Raw genomic sequence first — 19,178 nt, 5'->3', positions numbered from 1 at the left:
CAACGGCCACGGCGCAGCATGGCGCCACCTTCCCCACCCGAGCGACGCCATATGCAAACCCGCACGCTAGGAAACCACGGCCCCCGCGTCTCCGCCCTCGGCCTCGGCTGCATGGGCATGAGCGACTTCTACGGCGACCGCGACGACGCCGAAGCCATCGCCACCATCCGCCATGCGCTGGATCGCGGCCTCAGCCTGCTCGACACCGCCGACATGTACGGCCCGCACATCAACGAGGAACTGGTGGGCAGGGCGATCAAGGGGCGCCGCGAGCAGGCCTTCGTCGCCACCAAGTTCGGCATCGTGCGCGACCCGGCCAATCCGGGCGCACGCGGCGTCAACGGCCGCCCCGAATACGTGCGCGCCGCCTGCGAGGGCAGCCTGCAGCGGCTCGGCATCGAGACCATCGACCTGTACTACCAGCACCGCGTGGATCCGACCGTGCCGATCGAGGAGACCGTGGGTGCGATGGCCGGGCTGGTGCAGGCCGGCAAGGTGCGCCACCTTGGCCTGTCCGAAGCCTCCGCCGCCACGCTGGAACGGGCGAGCAAGGTGCATCCCATCGCGGCGTTGCAGAGCGAGTTCTCGCTGTGGACGCGCGACCCGCAGCACAACGGCGTACTCGACGCCTGCCGCCGGCTGGGCATCGCCTTCGTGGCCTACTCGCCGCTGGGCCGTGGCTTCCTCACCGGTGCGATCCGTTCGCCGGACGACTTCGAGGCCGACGACTACCGCCGCTCCAGCCCGCGCTTCCAGGGCGAGAATTTCGCGCGCAACCTCGCCCTGGTGGACAAGGTGCAGGCCATCGCCGCCGACAAGGGCTGCTCGCCCGCGCAACTGGCGCTGGCCTGGGTGTTGGCGCAGGGCGACGACGTGCTGGCGATACCCGGCACCAAGAAACGCTCGCGGCTGGACGAGAACCTGGGCGCGCTGGACGTGGTGTTGTCGCGGGACGACCTCGCCGCCATCGATGCGGTGTTTCCGCCCGAGGCGGCGGCCGGCGCGCGTTATGCGGCGGCAAGCATGGTGCATGTCAACGGCTGAGGTGCTGGTTACCCGTTCGCCCTGAGCGTAGGCCCGAAGGGCCGGAGTCGAAGGGCGCGCCCGAAGGCGCTTCGACTTCCTCGCTCCTCAATGCCAGCGCCATCCATGGCGCTTCCCCGCGTGCGCCTGCTTGCGCAAGCTGCGCTCAGCGCGGACGGACTTGGCCGAGGCCATGGAACCATGCCCCTCGCAAGCACGCACTTCCACTGCTGGCTGAAGCCCTCTTCCGCAAGCGGGAGAGGGCTTCAAACCTCAAGGCATCGCGTAACTGTTGTTGGAACGGTCCGCGTCAGGCAGCTTGTGCTCGGGATCGAGTTCCAGCCTGGCGATGGGCTTGCCGGTATCCAGCGTGAGCTTGGGCGTGGCGCCGTAGCGCCAGGCTTCCACCGGCACGCGCACGTCGCGGTGGCTGCCGTCGGCAAAGTCCACGCGCAGCGTGGCGGGCATCACCAGCTTCTGCTGGCTGACCAGGTTCACCACCGCGCCCTTGGCCGGATCGTTGTCCACGTAGCTGGCGCCGGTCACGCCCATGTCCAGCTGCCAGTTGTCGAGGTACCAGCCGCGCCACCACCATGAAAGATCCTCGCCCGCGGCGCTGTCCATGAAGCGGAAGAAATCCGACGGCGTGGGATGGTGATACGCCCAGGTGCGGATGTAGGCGCGGAAGGCGGGGTCGAAACGATCCGGGCCGAGGATCTGCTCGCGCAGCAGGATCAGGCCGAGCGCGCCCTTGTAGTAGGTGAGCGGGTGGCGGTATTTCTCGCTGATGGTGTCGGCGTGCGCCATGAGCGTGGGCGCGTTCGGGTCGGCGAGGATGGGCAGGATTTCATCCACCGGGTTGCCACCCTTGGGCGCGTATTCGCCGTCGCGCTTGGGGCCGTATTCGCCGTGGTTGAAGGCGTCCGAAGCGTAGACGTCGATGAAGGTGTTGAAGCCTTCGTCCATGAAGGCGTGGCGGCGCTCGTTGGAGCCCACGATCATCGGGAACCAGGTGTGGCCGATTTCGTGCGCGCTGATCCAGAACAGCGGCTTGCCGCCTTCATCGAAACCGTCGAACACGATGCCGGGGTATTCCATACCCGCGCCGTGGCCGCCGAGGTTGATCGCCACCGGCCACGGGTACGGATACCACTTGGCCGAGAAGTGCTCGATCACGCCCTTCACGTATTCGGTGGAGCGGTTCCATTTGTCCGCGCCCACGCCTTCGACCGGGTAGATCGACATGGCCAGCGCATGCTTGTTGTCCGGCAGCTTGATGCGTGCGGCATCCCACACGAAGGCGGGTGAGGCGGCGAAGGCCACGTCGCGGGTGTGCTCCATGTGGAAGCGCCAGGTCTGCGTGCCGCTGCGCGTGGGCCGGGAGGCCGGGTCGTTCACTTCAGCGGGCTTGCGGATGTAGACCGTCTGGTCGCTCTTCGCGGCTTCGGCGAGGCGCGCGCGCTCGGTGGCAGTGAGCACCTGCGCGGGGTTGGTCAGCTCGCCGGAGCCTTCCACGATCCAGTTCCACGGCACCGTCACCGCGTAGTCGATGGTGCCGTATTCGAGGTAAAACTCCTGGCCGAGGTAGGGCAGCGTGTCCCAGCCGCGGAGGTCGTCGTACACCGCCATGCGCGGGAACCACTGCGCGATCTCGTAGATGTCGCCGTTCTTGCTCGGCGTGACCGCGGTGCGCCCGCCCCACACGCCGGGCACGGTGTAGTGGTAGCGGATATGCAGCTTGGCCACGCCGTCCTTCGCCTTCAAGGGCGCGGGCAGATCGATGCGCAGGCGGGTGTCGTCGACGAGGTAATGCACCGGCTTGCCGTCCACTTCCACCGCGTCGAGCTGGTAGCCCGTGGTGGATTCACCGGGCTTGCCCGGCCACGGTGAGGTCAGCGCGCCGCGCGAACCGGGCCGGTAGATGTTCTGGTCGAGCTGCACCCACAGTTCATCCAGCGCGTCGGGGCTGTGGTTGGTGTAGGTGATGGTTTCCTCGCCCGCGAGCGTGTGCGTGGCGGGCTCGATGCGCGCGTGGATGTCGTAGTCGGCGCGGTTCTGCCAGAACGCCGGGCCGGGCTTGCCGGCACTGTCGCGGAAGGCGTTCGCCGCATGCGGCAGCGCGAGCGGCGCGAACAGCGCTTGCGCGTCGAAAACGGTGGGTTTGTCTTGCGCGTGCAGCGGCGCGCAGACGACGACGGCAAGCAGGGCGGCGGCGCCAGCCGGCAGCAGGTGCTTCATGGGGACGGCTCATGGGGGGAGGCGGCCCATTATGGAAAGCGCGGCGCCGGCGCGGATAGGCCAGAAGTCACCGTTAAACTAGGCCCATGCACACCCCCGACGACTCCCAGCTCGGCAAGGCCACGGTCTACGCCGACCGCTACGACCCCAGCCTGCTGTTCCCCATCCCGCGCGCGGCCAAGCGCGCCGAGATCGGCGTGGGCGAAACCCTGCCCTTCCACGGCGTCGACATCTGGAACGCCTATGAGCTGTCGTGGCTGGATCTGCGCGGCAAGCCGCAAGCGGCGGTGGCGGAATTCCGCATCCCCGCCAGCACGCCGAACATCATCGAGTCGAAATCCTTCAAGCTGTACTTGAACGGTTTCGCGCAGGAGCCGCTGGCCAGCGCGGATGCCCTGCGCGCGCTGCTGCAGCAGGACCTCGGCGCCGCCGCCGGCGCCGCGATACACGTGATCCTGCACCCGGCCCGCACCGCCGCGCATGCCTTCGCCGACCTCGAAGGCGAATCCATCGACGCCCTGCCCGTCGCCATCGACGACTACGGCCCGCCCAAGGCCGACTACCTGCACGCCGACACGCAGGCCGCCACGGTCGAGGAAATCCTGGTCAGCGACCTGCTGCGCTCCAACTGCCCGGTCACCGGCCAGCCGGACTGGGCCAGCGTGCAGATCGCCTACCGCGGCGCGCCGATCGACCGCGCGGGCCTGCTGCGCTACCTCGTCTCCTTCCGTACCCACAGCGAATTCCACGAGCAGTGCGTGGAGCGCATCTACATGGACGTGATGGCGCGCTGCGCACCCGCGCGGCTCAGCGTGTACGCGCGCTACACCCGTCGCGGCGGGCTGGACATCAACCCGTTCCGCAGCAGCACGCCGGCCACGCCGACGAACGTGCGCGGCGCGCGGCAATAGGGTATCGCGAGGTTTTTCGAGGTCTCTGGCCGGCGGCCACCGGCCACGCCGGGCTAACCGGCGCTTCAGCCGGCCTCGGTTAGCCTTGGCGTTCCCGGCGCGCACGGATCACGTTGTTTGCATGCGATGCCGGCCTGCGGAGATCGTCATGCATCGTCTGGTTCGACTGTTCGTCCTTGGCTGCGCCACCACGGGCCTTGTGGCTTGCCACAAGCATGCCGAGGCACCGGCGGTGCCAGCGGGTGCGCACTCCGCGCCCGCGCATAGTGCGCCGCGTGCGCCCGCGCCTGCCGCCAGCGTCAAGGCGGCCGCGCCCGTCGCCGCGCCCGCGCCCAGCGCGACCTTCCGCGTCGCCAGCCTTACCGTGGGCAGCCTGATCGACCCGGTGAGTTACGCCGTCACCACGCGCGGCGACCGCTTTTCACCTGAGGTTTCCACTCTCTACGCCAGCGTCGCCACCACCGGCCGTACCGACAAGGCCACGCTCACGGCGCACTGGCGCTATCTCGAAGGCCAGGGCGTGGCGATCAACACACTCTCGCAGAGTGTCACCGCCGACGGCGCCGCCATCACCACGTTCAAGGTGCACAACCCGAACCGCTGGCCGGTGGGCCGTTATCGCGTGGAAATCACCCTGGACGGCAAGCCGGTCGCGCAGCAGGATTTCACGGTGGGCGAAGGCAAGTAGGCGCGGCGTTTAGGGCGCGATCCTGCGCTTGAGCCCGCGCGCCAGCACCGGCGGCAGGCGCGGCAAGACGCGCAGCAGGTACGGCAGCACGCGGCGTTTGGCGCCGGCCAGCGCCTCGGGCACGCGGGCATCGATCAGGTGCGGCCCGGGCTGGGCGAAGGCGTAGGCCAGCGCGGTGCAGAAGTCCTCGGCGCTTTCCGTGCGCACCGCGTGCACGCCCATGCCTTGCGCGAGTTGGGCGAAGTCCAGCCGCGGGCCGTGCAGGTCGAGCTGGGCGCGCGCCTTCGGCCCGGCGCTTGCCGCGCCGACGCGATCCAGCTCCACGTTGAGCACCGAATAGCTGGCGTTGTTGAACACCACCACGGTGACGTCCAGCTGCTCGCGCGCCATCGTCCACAGTGCCTGCAACGTGTACATGGCGCTGCCGTCGCCCACCAGCGCGAGCACCGGGCGCTCCGGGCAGGCGATGGCAGCGCCCACCGCGCAAGGCAGGCCCTGGCCGATGGCGCCGCCGGTGAGGGTGAGCAGGTCGTGCCGCGGCGCGCCCTGGGTCAGTGCGCCCAGCAGCAGGCCCGAGGTGATCGCCTCGTCCACCACGATGGCGCGCTCGGGCAGCAGGCTGCCCACCGCCTTGCACACCTTGGCGGCGGTGAGCCGGCCGCGCGGCAACGCGGGCCGCGCGGGCGCCTGCACGGCGGGTTCGACCTCGCCCGCTCCCATTGCGGCGACGAGTTTCGCGAGGCTGGCGGCGGCCTCCTCGTCGAAGCCGGCGAGCGTGTGCACCGCGCAGCTGGGCGGCACCAGGTCGCTGGCCTTGCCGGGATAGGCGAAGAACGACACCGGCGATTTCGCATCCACCAGCACCAGGTGCCGGTACGGCGCGAGCTGCACGCCGGCCATCTCCGCGAGGTAGGCGATGCGCTCCACCGCCGGCAGGCCGGCACCGCGTTCCAGGCGGGTGGGGAACACCTCGGCGAACAGCGTGACGCCGCAGCGCGCGGCGAGCCGCGCGGCATCGCGCAGCGGCGCCTCGCGCAGCGCGTGGCCGCCGAGCAGCAGGGCGGTGGGCTCACCGCTGCGCAGCACGGCGGCGATGGCGTCCACCGTTGCGTCGGCGGCCACCGGCGCGATGCGTGGCGCCGGCGGCGGACACGGCGTGGCGCCCGCGCCCCATGACACGTCGACCGGCAGGATCAGCGTGGCCACCTGCCCCGGCAGGCCGCGCGCGGCGGTGAGCGCCTCCACGGCATCGCCGCACAGCGCGGCGGTACTGGCGCTGGTACGCACGAAACCCGGCGAGACATTGCGCGCCACGGTTTCGATGTCCGACTGCAGCTGCGCGTCGTATTTCACGTGATGCGTGGCGTGGTCGCCCACGATGTTCAGCACCGGCACGCGGCCCTTGCGCGCGTTGTGCAGGTTGGCCAGCCCGTTGCCCAGGCCGCAGCCCAGGTGCAGCAGGGTGGCGGCGGGCTTGCCGGCCATGCGCGCGTAGCCATCGGCGGCGCCGGTGGCCACGCCCTCGAACAAGGTCAGCACGGCGCGCAGGCGCGGTTCGCCGTCCAGCGCGGCCACGAAGTGCATCTCGCTGGTGCCGGGATTGGTGAAGCACACCTCCACGCCGGCATCGGCCAGGGTCTGCAGCAGGGCTTGGGCACCGTTCATGGCGATCTCCGTGGATAAGCGTCTGTGGAACATGCGACCGGACGGGCGCGGGGCCGCAGCGACCCTGAGCGCGGCCTGCCATGGCCGGCGGAGCCGAAGCATCACGCCGGAACCTGATCAGCGTCGGCCCGGCAAGCGTTCGTCCTGAACCGTTCGTCCCGGGCGTAGCGTGGCGGAGCCGAAGGACGTTCCCCTTCGACTGCCGCGCCCTCAGCCTGCGCCACGCACCAGCGCGGCGCACTTCTCGCCGATCATGATGGTGGGCGCGTTGGTGTTGCCGCCGGTGAGCGTGGGCATGATGGACGCATCGGCCACGCGCAGGCCGTCGATGCCATGCACGCGCAGGTCGGCATCCACCACCGCGTGGGGATCGCTGGCCGGGCCCATCCTGCAGGTGCCCACCGGGTGGTATTCGGTGTCGGCGCTGCGGCGCAGTTCGCGTGCGATGCCATCCGGGTCGTCGGCGTGGATCGGCGCCAGCATCGCCCCGCGCCAGGGCCTGAGTGGCGGCGCATCCATGATGGCCAGCGCGCGCTGCACGCCGCGCACCAGCTGCGGCAGGTCGTCGGGATGGTTGAAGTAGCACGGGTCGATCACGGGCGCGTCGCGCGTGTCGCCGCTGGCCAGGCGCAGCTCGCCGCGGCTCTTCGGCCGCAGCAGGGTCACGTGCAGGCCGATGCCGCTGCCCAGGTGCAGCTTGCGGTTGTGGTCTTCCACCATGGCGGTGAGGAATTCCAGCTCGATGTCGGGCATGGCGAGCGTGGGGTCGCTGCGCAGGAAGCCCACCGCCTCGGCCACGTTGCTGGTGAGGCAGCCGCGCCGTTCGCGCCGCCAGCGATGGATGCCGCGCAGGATGGCGAGCGCGCCGGCCGGCGAGAGCGCAAAGCCGGCGTCGCGTCGCGGCGAGCGCCAGTTGAGGCTGGCGGTGATGTGGTCCTGCAGGTTCTGGCCGACGCCGGGCAGCGCGTGCACCGTCTCGATGCCCTGTTCGCGCAGCGCCGCTGCCGGGCCGAGGCCCGAGCACAGCAAAAGCTGCGGCGAACCGTAGGCGCCGGCACAGACGATCACCTCGCGCGTGGCGGCGAGGCGCTCCGGCCGGCCATCGCGCACGATGTCGATGCCGGTGACGCGGCGGCCGTCGAACACCAGGCGCTGCGTGGTCGCATGGGTGAGCACGGCGAGGTTGGCGCGGCGGCGAATGGGGGCGAGATAGGCGTACGCCGCGCTGCATCGCTCGCCGCCGCGCATGGTGACCTGCGACGGCGAGCAACCTTCCTGCTGCGCGCCGTTGTAGTCGGTGGGCATGAGGCCCGTGGCCGCGCAGGCGTCGAGGAAGGCCGTTGTGCTGGGAAAGGGGTCGCGCAGCCAGCTCACGCCCAGCGGGCCGCCCCGGCCGTGCCAGGGGTTTTGGCCGTAGCACTCGCTGTCCTCGGCGCGCTTGAAGTACGGCAGCACGCTGGCGTAGTCCCAGCCAGGATTGCCAGCGGCGGCCCAGCCGTCGTAGTCGCTGGCATGGCCGCGGCAATAGATCATCGCGTTCACCGCGCTGGAGCCGCCCAGCACCTTGCCGCGTGGCTGGAAACCGCGCCGGCCGGCGAGCCCCGCCTGCGGCGTGGTCTGGTAACGCAGCACGTGCCGGCCGATCTTGGCGCCCAGCGCGAAGCCCATCGGCGCGCGGATCAGCACGCTGCTGTCCTCGCCGCCGGCCTCGACGAGCGCCACGCGCGTGCCGGCGTCTTCACTCAGGCGCGCGGCCACGGCGCAACCGGCGGAACCCGCACCCACCACGATGACATCGAACGTCTGCATCGGTTTCAGTCCCCTTGTGTGATCGCGCGCGCCGCCGCGCGTGCGGTGAGTATGCAGCCTGGCAGGAAGCTGCCTTCCAACGAGCGTTTGCCGCAGGCGCCGCCGCCGCCGAAGCCCGCTGCCTCGCCCACTGCGTACAGGCCGGGGATGGGCGCGCCGGCGCGATCCAGCGCGCGGCTGGCCAGGTCGGTGGCCAGCCCGCCCAGGCTCTTGCGCGTGATGAGTTGGGTGCGGATGGCGATGAATGGCCCCGCGCCACGGGCCTGCAGCGGCGCGGGCGCGCAGGTGCGCAGGCGATCCGGCCCCCACTGGCGGGCGTGGCGGATCAGGCGCAGCTGGGCGTCGTTTTCAAGTTTTTCGCCGCGCGCGAAGTTGGCGTCGAAGGCGTCCGCCGTGGCCTGCAGCGTGGCGGCGTCCACGTCATGCGAGGCGGTGAGCGCATTCATCTTTTCGGCCAGCCCGGCCAACGTGTCGGCCACCAGGAAATCGCGGCTCTCGCGCTGCATCTGGCGCAACAGGCGGTGGTTGCCGAGCAGGGTTTCCTTGAGGAAGGGCAGCAGTTGCTGCTCGCGGATGCGCGCGTTGTGCTCGGCGCCGGAGATGGCGAATTCCTTCGCGCCAATGCGCCAGTTCAGCAGCTGCCAGCTCCAGGGTTTCTCCTGCGCCGTCACCTGCTGGCACAGCCAGTGGGTGTCGAAGCCGGTCACCAGCGGCTCCGGCCCGATGCGCCGGCCGCGATGATCCAGCCACAGCGCCGACTTGCAGGGGATCAGCGACAGCCCGTGGCCAGGGAAGTGCGGGTAAGGGTGAGGGATGCCGGCGGCGTAGTTCCACATGTCGCCGGCATGGCTGATCTGGCCGTCCAGATGGCGCGCCACCCAATCGTGCAGCGCGCCGTCGGCGAACGGATGCGCGCCGTTGAGCATGCTCGCCGGCGGCGGGTGGGCCGCGCTCCAGTGCTTGCGCACCTGGACGTGGCTGCCGTTGAGGCCGCCGGTGGCCAGCACCACCACTTCCGCCGCGATGCGCTGCTCGGTGCCGCTGGCCTCGTCCAGTGCCAACGCGCCGCAGACGCGGCCGGCACGGGTTTCCAGCGCAATGGCGCGATGGCGATGCAGCAGGGTCAGCCGGCCGGCCGCGCCGGCCTCGTGCAGCGCGTCGATCAGGCGCCGCATGAGCGCCAGCGAGGTGCCCCACAGCACGTGGTAGCGCGGCAGCGTGTTGCCCTCGCCGAAACGGCCGCGCTCCACCCAGTTCACCGCCGGCAGGAAGCGCAGCCCCAGCGCGGTGAGCCAGTCGTACACCTCGGGCCGCGAGCGCTCCACGTAGTGCTCGGCCCAGGCGCGCGGCCAGTGTTCGTCCGGCGCCAGCTCGCCAAAGCGCAGCCAGTCGGCCAGCGCGCGGGCGGGCGTGTCGGGGATCCGCATGCGCGCCTGCTGCGGCGTGCCCACCAGCGCCATGCCGCCGAAGGCCCAGCGCGCGAGGCCGCCGAAGCGCGCGGGCGTGTCGCGGTCGAGCAGGATCACCCGCCGCCCCGCGCGCAGCAGCTCCAGCGCGGCTACGATGCCGGCCAGGCCGCCGCCGATCACCAGTGCTTCTGCCTGTCGCGTCGCCATGCTGCCCCTGCGTCCCCTGCCCTCGTCGCCCCATTGATAGCGCGTTACGATGGCGGCGCGATTGACTTCATGGGCCAAAGCGATTGACTTCAGCGGCCAGCGTCTCGATGAGTTGGGTGAACACCGTGCTGCAGGCCGCCGAACACCTGGGGGTGCCGCGCGAACGCGTGCTGGCGCGGGCCGGTATCGGCGCGCAGGCGCTGCGGCGCGAGCGCTGGCCGGTGGATCACATCACCCGGTTGTGGCGTGCCGCCGTGGCGGTCACCGGCGACCCGGGCTTCGGTCTCAAGGCGGGCGCGCTGACCGGGCCGGCGAGCTTCAACATCGTGAGCTACCTCCTGCAGTCGGCGGCGACGCTGCGCGAAGCGGTGGCGCTGGCGCAGGCCTACCAGCCGCTCATCAGCGACGGCGGGCGCATCCAGTTCATCGCCGGGCGCGATGCCGGCTGGCTGGTGTACCACCCGCGCCAGGGCAGCCTGGCCTTCAGTCCACACCAGATCGAGGCCGTGCTCGCCGCCACGGTGCGGCTGATGCATTGGCTGGCCGGCAGCGGCCTGCGCCCGCGCCGCGTGCAGTTCAGCCAGGCGCGGCTGGCATCGCTGGCCGATTACCGCGAGGTGTTCCATTGCCCGGTGGTGTTCGAGCAGGCCTTCAGCGGCGTGGAGGTGGCCAACGCCGCGCTGGATGCGCCGCTGCCGCAGGCCGACGCGCAGCTGGCGCGCCTGCACCGGCAGTACGCGCAGGCGCAGCTGCTTGCGCTCACCACGCCGGACGACCTGGTGCGCACCACGCGCGACTGGATCGCCCAGCACCTGGCCGGCGGCCAGCCCGATCGCGCACTGGCTGCCGCGGCGCTCGGGCTTAGCGCGCGCACGCTGGCAAGGCGCCTCCAGGCCGAAGGCACCAGCTTTGCCGCGTTGCATGACGCCGCGCGCCGCGATGCCGCGCTGGCCGCCGTCGCCCGTGGCGAGCACTCGCTGGCCGTGATCGCCCAGCAACTCGGTTTTGCCGAGCCCAGCCCGTTCTGGCGTGCGTTCCGCCGCTGGATCGGCACCACCCCGGCGGCATGGCGGGCCGGGCGCAGGCCCGTCGATCCATCGGTGTAACGGCGCCCCGCGCGGGGCTGGAACGCCTGTGGCGTGGCGGCGCTAACCCGGCAAGGACGGCGACGGGCCGCAGGCATCCACCGCCCGCCGGCCCAGCGCGGGGTCGTCGGTGAAGAACGCATCCACCCCGGCGGCGAGCAGGGCGCGCATCTCGGCCAGGCTGCCGGCTTCGGCGCGATGGGCCGGATCGTCACCCTCGCGCAGGGCGGGCGGCAGGAAGGCGTTCTCCGGGCGCAGGGTGTAGGGGTGCACTTCCAACCCCGCCGCATGCGCCTCGCGCACCAGCGCGGTCGGGGCGCCCAGCCGGCCATCGGCCGCGAGCGGCAGGATCGCGCGCGTGGACGGGCCGATGGCATCGGCGTAGCGCGCGATGTCACGCAGGCCGACCGGCGTCATCATTGCGGCGTAATCCAGCGCGCCACCGGCTGCCGCGATGTCGAATGGCTGGCCGTCCAGCTCCAGCAGCTGCAGCAGGCGCACGTTCGCCAGGCCGCGCCGCCGCCGCGCGCCGTCGAGGTACTTGAGGTTGCCCACCTCGAAGGACTGGATCTCCACCGGCGCCGCGCGGGTGTACGGGTGCGCGGCGAGGGCGTCGAGCAGGGCGTCTTCCATCGGCAGGCCGAGACCCGCGAAATACGTGCCGTGCTTGATCTCGGGGATGAGCCCCACCGTGCGCCCGCCGCCCGCCGCCAAGGCCACGATCTCGGCGAAGGTGGCAACCGGATAGCGGCCGTCGTGCGCGGTGCCGCGCAGCGCGGGCAGGCGTTCGCGCGCGCGCAGCGTCTGCAGCTCCGCCAGGGTGAAATCCTCGGTGAACCAGCCCTCCACCGCCACGCCGTCGATGGATTTCACCGTGCGCCGTGCGGCGAACTCGCCGTGCATGGCCACGTCGGTGGTGCCGGAGATCTCATTCTCGTGGCGCGACACCAGCACGCCGTCCCGCGTCATCACCAGATCCGGCTCGATGAAATCCGCGCCATCCGCGATGGCTCGCGCATACGCGGCGAGCGTGTGCTCGGGCAGGTGCGCGCTGGCGCCGCGATGCGCGATCACGCGCACGCACGCGGCCAGCGGCGGTTCGGTCGGGGTGGACATGGGCGGCTCCACGCGGGCTGGAGCCGCAGCTTAGCCGGCGTCGCGGCTGGCTGCTTCAGCGCGCGGGCGGCGCGCCACGCAGCGGGGCGGTGGAGCCGCGCACTACCAGCTCGGGGCTGAAGCCTTCGTTGGTTTCCTCCAGCGGCTCGCCGTTGGCGGCGCGCTGCAGGTTGCCGATCAGGCGCTGCGCGGCGCGCAGCGCGATCTCCTCGGTGGCCTGGCGCGCGGTGGTGAGCGCGGGCCAGGACTGCTTGGAGAACGGGCTGTCCTCGAAGCCGGCGATGGAGAGCTCCCACGGCACGCTGATGCCGCCCGAATGCGCGGCGGCGAGCACGCCGGCGGCGATCTCGTCGTTGGAGCCGAAGATGGCGGTGGGGCGATCCTTCAGCGCCAGCAGCTTGCGTGCGCCGCGGAAGCCGTCGTCGAAGGAGTAGTCGCCGGCAAGGATCAGCTTGCGGTCCAGTGCGATGCCGTAGTCCTTCAGCGCATCCTCGTAACCCTGGTAGCGCTCCGGGCTGGAGCGGTGATCCTGGCCACCCCACAGGAAGCCGATGCGGGTGTGGCCGAGCTGGATCAGGTGCTCGGTGATCGCGTAGGCGGCGTCGCGGTCGTCCACGTAGACGCAGGGGTAGCCGTCGCGCGGGTCTTTGCGGGCGGAGATGATGCGCATGAAGGGCACCTTGGCCGCCGCCAGCCTGGCGATCAGCTCCGGCTGCTCGGACATCGGCGGCGCCAGCACCAGACCGGCCAGTCGCGCGTTGGCGGCCAGCGCCACCAGCTCGTCGGCGAGCCTGGGCGAGGTGGCGTCGCAGGGATGGATCTGCAGGCCGTAGCCGCTGGCGCGGCAGGCGGCCAGTACGCCGCTCTGCAGGCTGATGACGTAGTGCGCGTTGGGGTTGTCGTACACCAGACCCACCGCGTAGGCGCGCGTGCTGCGCAGGCTGCGCGCGGAGGGGTCGGGCTGGTAGCCCAGCGCATCGATGGCGCGCTGCACCTTTTCGCGCGTGCGCGCATGCACTGCCGGTTCGTTGTTGATGACGCGCGAGACGGTCTTCAGCGACACGCCCGCCTGCTCGGCGACATCCTTGATGGTTGCGCTGCGCAAGCCTGGCCTCGCTGGGTGACGGGTGGTGCGGCGCGCGGCGCCGCGAAACATGGGGGCATTCTAGCGGACGGCGCGTCGCCGGGCGCTTCAGTCCGCCGCGTGCCGGCCCGCGCGATGGCCGCGCAGGCCGTAGTAGAGGATGTACAGGTAGCACGGCACCATCAGCAGCACGAAGGCGCTCTGGAAATCGATGACTTCCTTCAGGTGCACGAAGGCCTGCGGGATCAGCGCGCCGCCGGCGATGCCCATGACGAGCAGCGCCGAGGCGGCTTCCGTGTGCCGGCCCAGGCCCTTGATCGCGAGCGGGAAGATGGCTGGCCACATCATCGCGTTGGCGAAGCCCAGTGCGGCCACGAGCAGCACCGAGACGTAGCCGGTGGTGGCCCAGGCGCCCAGCGCGAACAGCACGCCGAGCACCGCCGACAGCGCCAGGTAGCGTTGCTGCGAAATGAAGCGCGGGATCAGCACCAGGCCCGCGACATAGCCCAGCAGCATGGCGCCCAGCGTGAAGGCGGTGAAGAACTTGGTCTGGTCCAGCGGCAGGCCGAAGCCGGCGCCGTAGGTGCCGATGGCGTCGCCCGCCATCACCTCCACGCCCACATACAGGAACAGGCACAGCACGCCCAGCCACAGGTGCGGGAAGCCGAAGATGCTGCGGTCGCGCTGGCCGCTGGCGTGTTCGTCGTTGGCGCCGGCGGGCGTGATCTCGGGCAGCGGCGAACGCAGCACCCAGATCGCCAGCAGCGCCAGCACGCCGGCCATCACCATGTAGGGCAGGTGGATCTTTGCGGCGAAGGCGGCCAGCAGGATCTCTCGGGTGGCCGGATCGGCGGCCTTCACCTGCGCATCGAGGTCGCCGATGCCGTGCAGCACCAGCGCGCCGATCACCAGCGGGGCGAGGATGCCGGCGACCTTGTTGCAGATGCCCATGATCGCGATGCGCTGCGCGGCGCTCTCGATCGGCCCGAGGATGCTGATGTAGGGGTTGGAGGCGGTCTGCAGCAGCGACAGGCCGGCGCCGATCACGAACAGGCCGAGCAGCGCGCCGGCGAACAGGCGCACGGTGGCGAACTGGCCGAACAGCGCCGCGCCGACCGCCATCACGAACAGGCCCAGCGCCATGCCCTTCTTCATGCCGGTGCGGCGCAGGATCACCGAGGCTGGCAGCGACAGGAAGAAGTACGAGAGGTAGAACGCCATCGGCACCAGGAAGGCGTACACGTCGCTGAGGTCGAACGCCAGCTTGACGAAGGTAATCAACGGCCCGTTCAACCAGGTGACGAAGCCGAAGATGAAGAACAACACGCCGATGACGCTCATCGGGCCGAGGTAGGAACGGTCGGACGGCGTGGCCGCCAGCGTGCTTGCCATGAAAGCTCTCCCCGTAGCGGCCGGGCTGCCGCGGCTGCGCGGCGCATGGCCGCAGAAGACTCTTTATTGGCCGGAATGTACAACGTTGTCAACTGGGCCGTCGGATAGCCGTGGCGCACGGCTCGCGGCGCAGGGTGTCACGGCGCGGTTCGCGGGCATCGGGGCGCGCTGGCGCCTGTTGGTGCGGTGTCTGGTGGGCTTTGCCATGGCCGTCCTGGCGGGCCGGGAAAGATTTTGCCGGACGGCACTTGACAACGTTGTCATAGGCATCCCAGACTCGCTCGCCACAGCCTGCCGTGCGATGTGCGTCACGTTGCCAGCCGGGCCGGAAGCCGATCGAGGGGGATGTTCACGTGGGTGAGTTCGCCAGCCAGCATCGCGCTGCCCAAGCGTCGCCGTCGCCAGTGGGCGTCGCCGGTGACGGCGAGCCATTCCTGGCCGCCGACGTGGGCGGTACGCATGCGCGCCTTGGCCTGGTCCGGGCGGTCACTGGCAAGCGTCACCCGGTCAGCGTGCTGCACTACCACCGCTACCACTGCGCCGACTGGCCCGACCTCGGCAGCATGCTGTGCGATTTCATGGCGCAACTGGCGGGCAGCGGCCACGCCGCGCTGGCCGGACAGGTTCGGCGCTGCGTGGTGGCCAGCGCCGGCGTGGTGCTGGACGGCATCATCGTCAACGAGAACCTGCCGTGGCCGGTGGCTATCGACGCGCTGCGCGACGCCACCGGGTTGCGCGAGCTCGAGGTCATCAACGATTTCGAGGCGGTGGCCTGGGCCACCCAGTTCCTCGCCGATGGCGACACCCTGCCGGTGATCGAACCTGTCCAGCGCCCCGCCCGTGGCCCGGTGCTGGTGATGGGGCCGGGCACTGGCCTGGGCAGCGCGGTGCTGCTGCCGCGCGCCGGCCATGCCCAGGTGCTGCCCACCGAAGCCGGCCAGATCTCGCTGGCGCCGGGCAATGCGCGCGAAGGCGAGATCCTGCGCCTGCTGGCGCGCGAACGCCTGCATGTCTCCTACGAGGACGTGCTCTCCGGCCCGGGCCTGCTGAACCTCTACCGCGCGCTGTGCGAGCTGCGCGACGAGCCGGCGGTGCTGGCGACGCCAGCGGAGATCACCGGCGCGGCGCTGACCAGCCACGCCGGCGCGGCGCGGGAGACCCTCGGCGTCTTCTGCGGCCTGCTCGGCAGCTTCGCCGGCGACCTGGCGATGCTGTACGGCGCCAGCGGCGGCGTATTCCTCGCCGGCGGCATCCTGCCGCAGATCCAGGGTTTCCTGCGCATCAGCAGCTTCGCCGAGCGCTTCCACAACAAGGGCGTGATGCGCGCCTTCCTGCAAAAGATTCCCGTACGACTGATCGAGCACGGCCAGCTTGGCGTAATTGGCGCCGCAAGCTGGTTCCTGGACGAGCGGCTGAAACAAGGCAGCACGCCGCCGCACTAGCCACCCGGCGCCACCGGTTACCCGATGCATCACCACCATGGCCACCCGGCCCTGAACCACGCCAGCCTCTGAGGGGAGGACACCATGAACCATCGCAAGACACTGCTAGCCGCCAGCATCGTCGCCGGCTTGTGCCTGTCCGTCGGCGCGTACGCGCAGGACGCCGGGCAGAACGGCGGCACGGCGAACAAGAAGGACGCCAAGCAACTGTCGACGATCACCGTCACCGGCATCCGCGACAGCCAGGCGCTGTCGATCGACACCAAGCAGTCCGCCGATTCGCACGTCGAGGTGGTCTCCGCCATCGACATCGGCAAGCTGCCGGCCAAGAACGTGGCCGACACCATCGCCCAGCTGCCTGGCGTGAACATCGCCGATGCGGCCGGCGCCGAAGGCGGCTTCGACGAGGCCGACCGCGCCAGCATCCGCGGCAGCGCGCCCTCGCTCACCCTGACCACGCTCAACGGCCACGCGCTCGCCTCCGGCGACTGGTTCGTGCTCGCCGGCGGTTCGCGCAGCGTGAGCTACTCCATGCTGCCGTCGGAAATCGTGAGCCAGGTGGTGGTGCACAAGAGCGCCGAGGCCAACCAGCTCGAAGGCGGCGCCGCCGGTTCCATCGACATCATCACCCGCAAGCCGCTGGAGTTCGCCAAGTCCTTCAGCGCCGAAGCCAGCGTGGGCGGCGTCTATGCCGACCTGCCCGGCAGCACCAAGCCGCAGTTCAACGGCCTGGTCAACTGGAAGAGCGACGATGGCCGCTTCGGCGTGCTGGCCGAAGCCTTCTACGAGGATCGCGCGCTGCAGCGCAACGGCCAGGAGATGCTGGGTTATTCCTACATCCCCACCGGCTCGGCGGCGGCCACCAGCCTCGGCCTGGGCGCGGCCACGCCAGGCAGCAAGAGCACCGGCGTGTTCTATCCCAACCTGCCGGGCGCCGTGCTGTTCACCCAGGAGCGCAAGCGCAAGGGCGGCTCCATCGACGTGCAGTGGAAGGTGGCCGACAACCTGACCCTGAACCTCGACACCTTCTTCTCCAAGCTCGACGCCACCGACTACAACCGCAACTACATGCTGCGCGCGCGTGACCAGCTGCCGGCGCAGGCCACCACCGGCACCATCCAGGGCAACATCCTCACCAGTGCCACCCTGCCCGGCGCCGCCAACATCTCGCAGGGCATCTACGACATGATCTCGCGCCCGGGCGAGGGCGAATCGAGCGCCTTCGTCACCCTGGATGCCGACTGGAAAGCCACCGACAGCCTCGACTTCAAGTTCCAGGGCGGCGCCACGCGCGGCACCGGCCGCACACCGACCCAGGACGTCATGGAGATGGACACCGGCTACGGTGCGAGCGCCGGCTATGCGATGAACGGCCTGGGCAAGCCGCTGAACTGGAACATGAGCGGCACCAACAACGCCTACACCCCGGCCACCTCCGGGCTGGACTGGATCTTCGGCGACCAGGGCATCCACGTCACCGACAAGGAGCGCTGGTTCCAGGTGGACGGCGAGCAGGACTTCGACGCGGGCACGCTCTCCTCGCTGCAGTTCGGCGCCCGCTACAGCAAGCACACCCACGAGAACCCGTACGCGACCAGCCAGGGCCCGAACTGGGCCTCGGCCGTGCAGTTCGGCCAGAACCCGAGCATCTACCCGGCGGCCGGCGGCAACTACCCGGGCGACTTCGCGAGCCAGCTTGGCGTGGGCCAGATGCCCTCCAACATCTGGTACTGGACGCCGGCGCAGCTGGCGCAGCTGAACGCGCTGTACGCCAACCGCGCCGGCAGCGGCCCCGCCTCGCGCTTCTATCCCAACGACATCTACTCGATCACCGAGAAGAACGCGGCAGCCTATTTCCAGGCCAATTTCCAGGGCAGCGCCTGGAGTGGCAACGTGGGCCTGCGCTACGTCTCCACCAGCGACAACATCGGCTACACCAGCGCGTCCATCATCGAGAACAGCTACAGCGGCCCGTACAACAACTCGCCGTGGTATCCGAACGGCTGGTACTGGAACTACCACAAGGGCCACTACGGCAAGCTGCTGCCCAGCGCCAACCTCAAGGTCAATCTGGACGACGACGGCAGCCTGGTGGCGCGCTTCGCCGCCTCGCAGACCCTGACCCGCCAGGACTACGGCCAGCTGACCGGCTTCGTGAGCCTGTCCGATCCGATGGCCGCCAACGTGCTCGGCGGCGGCAGCGGCCCCAACCCGAACCTGAAGCCGCTGATCTCCACCAACTTCGACGCCTCGCTGGAATGGTATTTCGCCAAGCGCGGCCTGCTGTCGGCCAGCGTCTACGAGATGGACCTCAACAACTACTACGACTACGGCACGGTCACCCGCAGCTACCTCAACAACTACCTGACCTTCGGCACCGGCAACCCGTCGCACACGCCGGTGTACAGCCAGTACCTGGTGAGCGTGCCGGTCAACGTCAACGGCACACTGAAGGGCGTGGAGCTGAACTGGGTGCAGCCGATCGGCGAGCACTTCGGCACCCAGGTCAACTACACCTACGCCAACGGCCATTCGTCCGGCGGCTCGCTGCTGTACAACCCGGACGGCACCTTCGGCAACAACATCGCCGCCGGCAACCGCCCGCTGTTCGGCACCTCGCGCGACACCGTCAACCTGTCGGCGTTCTACGAGGATGCGAAGTGGAACGCGCGCATCAACTACACGTACCGCTCCTCGTTCTACGACGGCATGATGGCCGTGCAGGCCGGCGGCCTCGGCAATACCCCGCCGCTGCTGCCGTACTACTCGGCGGGCACCGGCTACCTGTCGCTGTCGGCGGGCTACAAGATCAACGACAACCTCAACCTGTCCTTCAGCGCGATGAACCTCAACAACCCGACGCTGCGCTACTACGTCAAGGGTTCGCAGGCCGGCCTGGATTTCGGCAAGGCGCCCGAGGCGTTCTACATCAACGGCCGCCAGTACTACTTCAACGTGAACTTCAAGTTCTGATCCACGCTTCCGCTTGATCGCGACATGCGCGGGCCAGGGATGGCCTGCAATCTCCCCGAGCGGGTCCGGCGTCATCTTGCGGGCTCGCTTTTTTTTGTCCGGAAGCCCCGGGATTCGTGGCAAGCTTGGCCGTCCA

13 protein-coding genes are annotated in these 19,178 nt (G+C 70.1%); 6 read left to right on the top strand and 7 right to left on the bottom strand.

The annotated features are described in order from the left end of the window. The first annotated feature begins 51 nt into the window (after window positions 1-51). Window positions 52-1,044 (top strand): aldo/keto reductase, encoded by a 993-nt coding sequence (locus tag AC3WQA_RS10215; protein WP_492674944.1) that lies wholly within the window; start codon window positions 52-54, stop codon window positions 1,042-1,044. A gap of 252 nt (window positions 1,045-1,296) precedes the next feature. Here the strand turns inward: AC3WQA_RS10215 and AC3WQA_RS10210 are convergent, their stop codons facing one another. Then, on the bottom strand, window positions 1,297-3,261 hold the full coding sequence (locus tag AC3WQA_RS10210) for a M1 family metallopeptidase (protein WP_492674943.1): 1,965 nt from the start codon (window positions 3,259-3,261) through the stop codon (window positions 1,297-1,299). A gap of 86 nt (window positions 3,262-3,347) precedes the next feature. Here AC3WQA_RS10210 and queF point away from each other — a divergent pair, with 86 nt between their 5' ends. Continuing rightward, a complete protein-coding gene (queF, locus tag AC3WQA_RS10205) occupies window positions 3,348-4,172 on the top strand; it encodes an NADPH-dependent 7-cyano-7-deazaguanine reductase QueF (RefSeq protein WP_492674942.1) in 825 nt (274 codons plus the stop codon). Between the two features lie 148 nt (window positions 4,173-4,320). Then, entirely contained in the window at window positions 4,321-4,860 is a 540-nt protein-coding gene (locus tag AC3WQA_RS10200; protein WP_492674941.1) for a hypothetical protein, read from the top strand. Window positions 4,861-4,869: 9 nt separating this feature from the next. Here AC3WQA_RS10200 and AC3WQA_RS10195 read toward each other — a convergent pair whose 3' ends face one another. The 3 genes from AC3WQA_RS10195 to AC3WQA_RS10185 all read right to left on the bottom strand — a co-directional run bounded on the left by AC3WQA_RS10195 (window position 4,870) and on the right by AC3WQA_RS10185 (window position 9,950). Further along, a complete protein-coding gene (locus AC3WQA_RS10195) occupies window positions 4,870-6,525 on the bottom strand; it encodes an acetolactate synthase large subunit (protein WP_492674940.1) in 1,656 nt (551 codons plus the stop codon). Window positions 6,526-6,735: 210 nt separating this feature from the next. Continuing rightward, window positions 6,736-8,334 (bottom strand): GMC family oxidoreductase, encoded by a 1,599-nt coding sequence (locus AC3WQA_RS10190; RefSeq protein WP_492674939.1) that lies wholly within the window; start codon window positions 8,332-8,334, stop codon window positions 6,736-6,738. A 5-nt stretch (window positions 8,335-8,339) separates the two neighbouring features. After that, window positions 8,340-9,950, bottom strand: coding sequence for an FAD-dependent oxidoreductase (locus AC3WQA_RS10185; protein ID WP_492674938.1), 1,611 nt, complete (start codon window positions 9,948-9,950; stop codon window positions 8,340-8,342). Window positions 9,951-10,066: 116 nt separating this feature from the next. On the opposite strand from AC3WQA_RS10185, the gene AC3WQA_RS10180 reads away from it, so the two are divergent. Next, complete coding sequence (locus AC3WQA_RS10180) at window positions 10,067-11,056, top strand: AraC family transcriptional regulator (protein WP_492674937.1); 990 nt, start codon at window positions 10,067-10,069, stop codon at window positions 11,054-11,056. A gap of 42 nt (window positions 11,057-11,098) precedes the next feature. Here AC3WQA_RS10180 and AC3WQA_RS10175 read toward each other — a convergent pair whose 3' ends face one another. From AC3WQA_RS10175 to AC3WQA_RS10165, 3 genes are all read right to left on the bottom strand, one after another. Beyond that, complete coding sequence (locus AC3WQA_RS10175) at window positions 11,099-12,151, bottom strand: glycerophosphodiester phosphodiesterase (protein WP_492674936.1); 1,053 nt, start codon at window positions 12,149-12,151, stop codon at window positions 11,099-11,101. Between the two features lie 55 nt (window positions 12,152-12,206). After that, window positions 12,207-13,256 (bottom strand): LacI family DNA-binding transcriptional regulator, encoded by a 1,050-nt coding sequence (locus AC3WQA_RS10170; RefSeq protein WP_492674935.1) that lies wholly within the window; start codon window positions 13,254-13,256, stop codon window positions 12,207-12,209. Between the two features lie 87 nt (window positions 13,257-13,343). Further along, on the bottom strand, window positions 13,344-14,627 hold the full coding sequence (locus AC3WQA_RS10165) for a sugar MFS transporter (RefSeq protein WP_492674934.1): 1,284 nt from the start codon (window positions 14,625-14,627) through the stop codon (window positions 13,344-13,346). Between the two features lie 404 nt (window positions 14,628-15,031). Here AC3WQA_RS10165 and glk point away from each other — a divergent pair, with 404 nt between their 5' ends. Both glk and AC3WQA_RS10155 read left to right on the top strand, forming a co-directional pair. Next, window positions 15,032-16,069: a glucokinase gene (gene glk, locus AC3WQA_RS10160; RefSeq protein ID WP_492676345.1), complete on the top strand. Its 1,038-nt coding sequence runs from the start codon at window positions 15,032-15,034 to the stop codon at window positions 16,067-16,069. A gap of 84 nt (window positions 16,070-16,153) precedes the next feature. After that, a complete protein-coding gene (locus AC3WQA_RS10155; RefSeq protein WP_492674933.1) occupies window positions 16,154-19,042 on the top strand; it encodes a TonB-dependent receptor in 2,889 nt (962 codons plus the stop codon). The last annotated feature ends 136 nt before the right edge of the window (window positions 19,043-19,178 follow it).

The organism is Rhodanobacter sp. FW106-PBR-R2A-2-24 (genome assembly GCF_058789615.1).
The sequence above is the reverse complement of the archived record's forward strand: the minus strand, read 5'-3'. Positions and strand labels throughout refer to the sequence as shown.

Bases quoted from the DNA above. Each gene is read 5' to 3' on its own strand.
- AC3WQA_RS10215 (WP_492674944.1), top strand. From the start codon at position 52: ATGCAAACCCGCACGCTAGGAAACCACGGCCCCCGCGTCTCCGCCCTC.
- AC3WQA_RS10210 (WP_492674943.1), bottom strand. From the start codon at position 3,261: ATGAAGCACCTGCTGCCGGCTGGCGCCGCCGCCCTGCTTGCCGTCGTC.
- queF (WP_492674942.1), top strand. From the start codon at position 3,348: ATGCACACCCCCGACGACTCCCAGCTCGGCAAGGCCACGGTCTACGCC.
- AC3WQA_RS10200 (WP_492674941.1), top strand. From the start codon at position 4,321: ATGCATCGTCTGGTTCGACTGTTCGTCCTTGGCTGCGCCACCACGGGC.
- AC3WQA_RS10195 (WP_492674940.1), bottom strand. From the start codon at position 6,525: ATGAACGGTGCCCAAGCCCTGCTGCAGACCCTGGCCGATGCCGGCGTG.
- AC3WQA_RS10190 (WP_492674939.1), bottom strand. From the start codon at position 8,334: ATGCAGACGTTCGATGTCATCGTGGTGGGTGCGGGTTCCGCCGGTTGC.
- AC3WQA_RS10185 (WP_492674938.1), bottom strand. From the start codon at position 9,950: ATGGCGACGCGACAGGCAGAAGCACTGGTGATCGGCGGCGGCCTGGCC.
- AC3WQA_RS10175 (WP_492674936.1), bottom strand. From the start codon at position 12,151: ATGTCCACCCCGACCGAACCGCCGCTGGCCGCGTGCGTGCGCGTGATC.
- AC3WQA_RS10165 (WP_492674934.1), bottom strand. From the start codon at position 14,627: ATGGCAAGCACGCTGGCGGCCACGCCGTCCGACCGTTCCTACCTCGGC.
- AC3WQA_RS10155 (WP_492674933.1), top strand. From the start codon at position 16,154: ATGAACCATCGCAAGACACTGCTAGCCGCCAGCATCGTCGCCGGCTTG.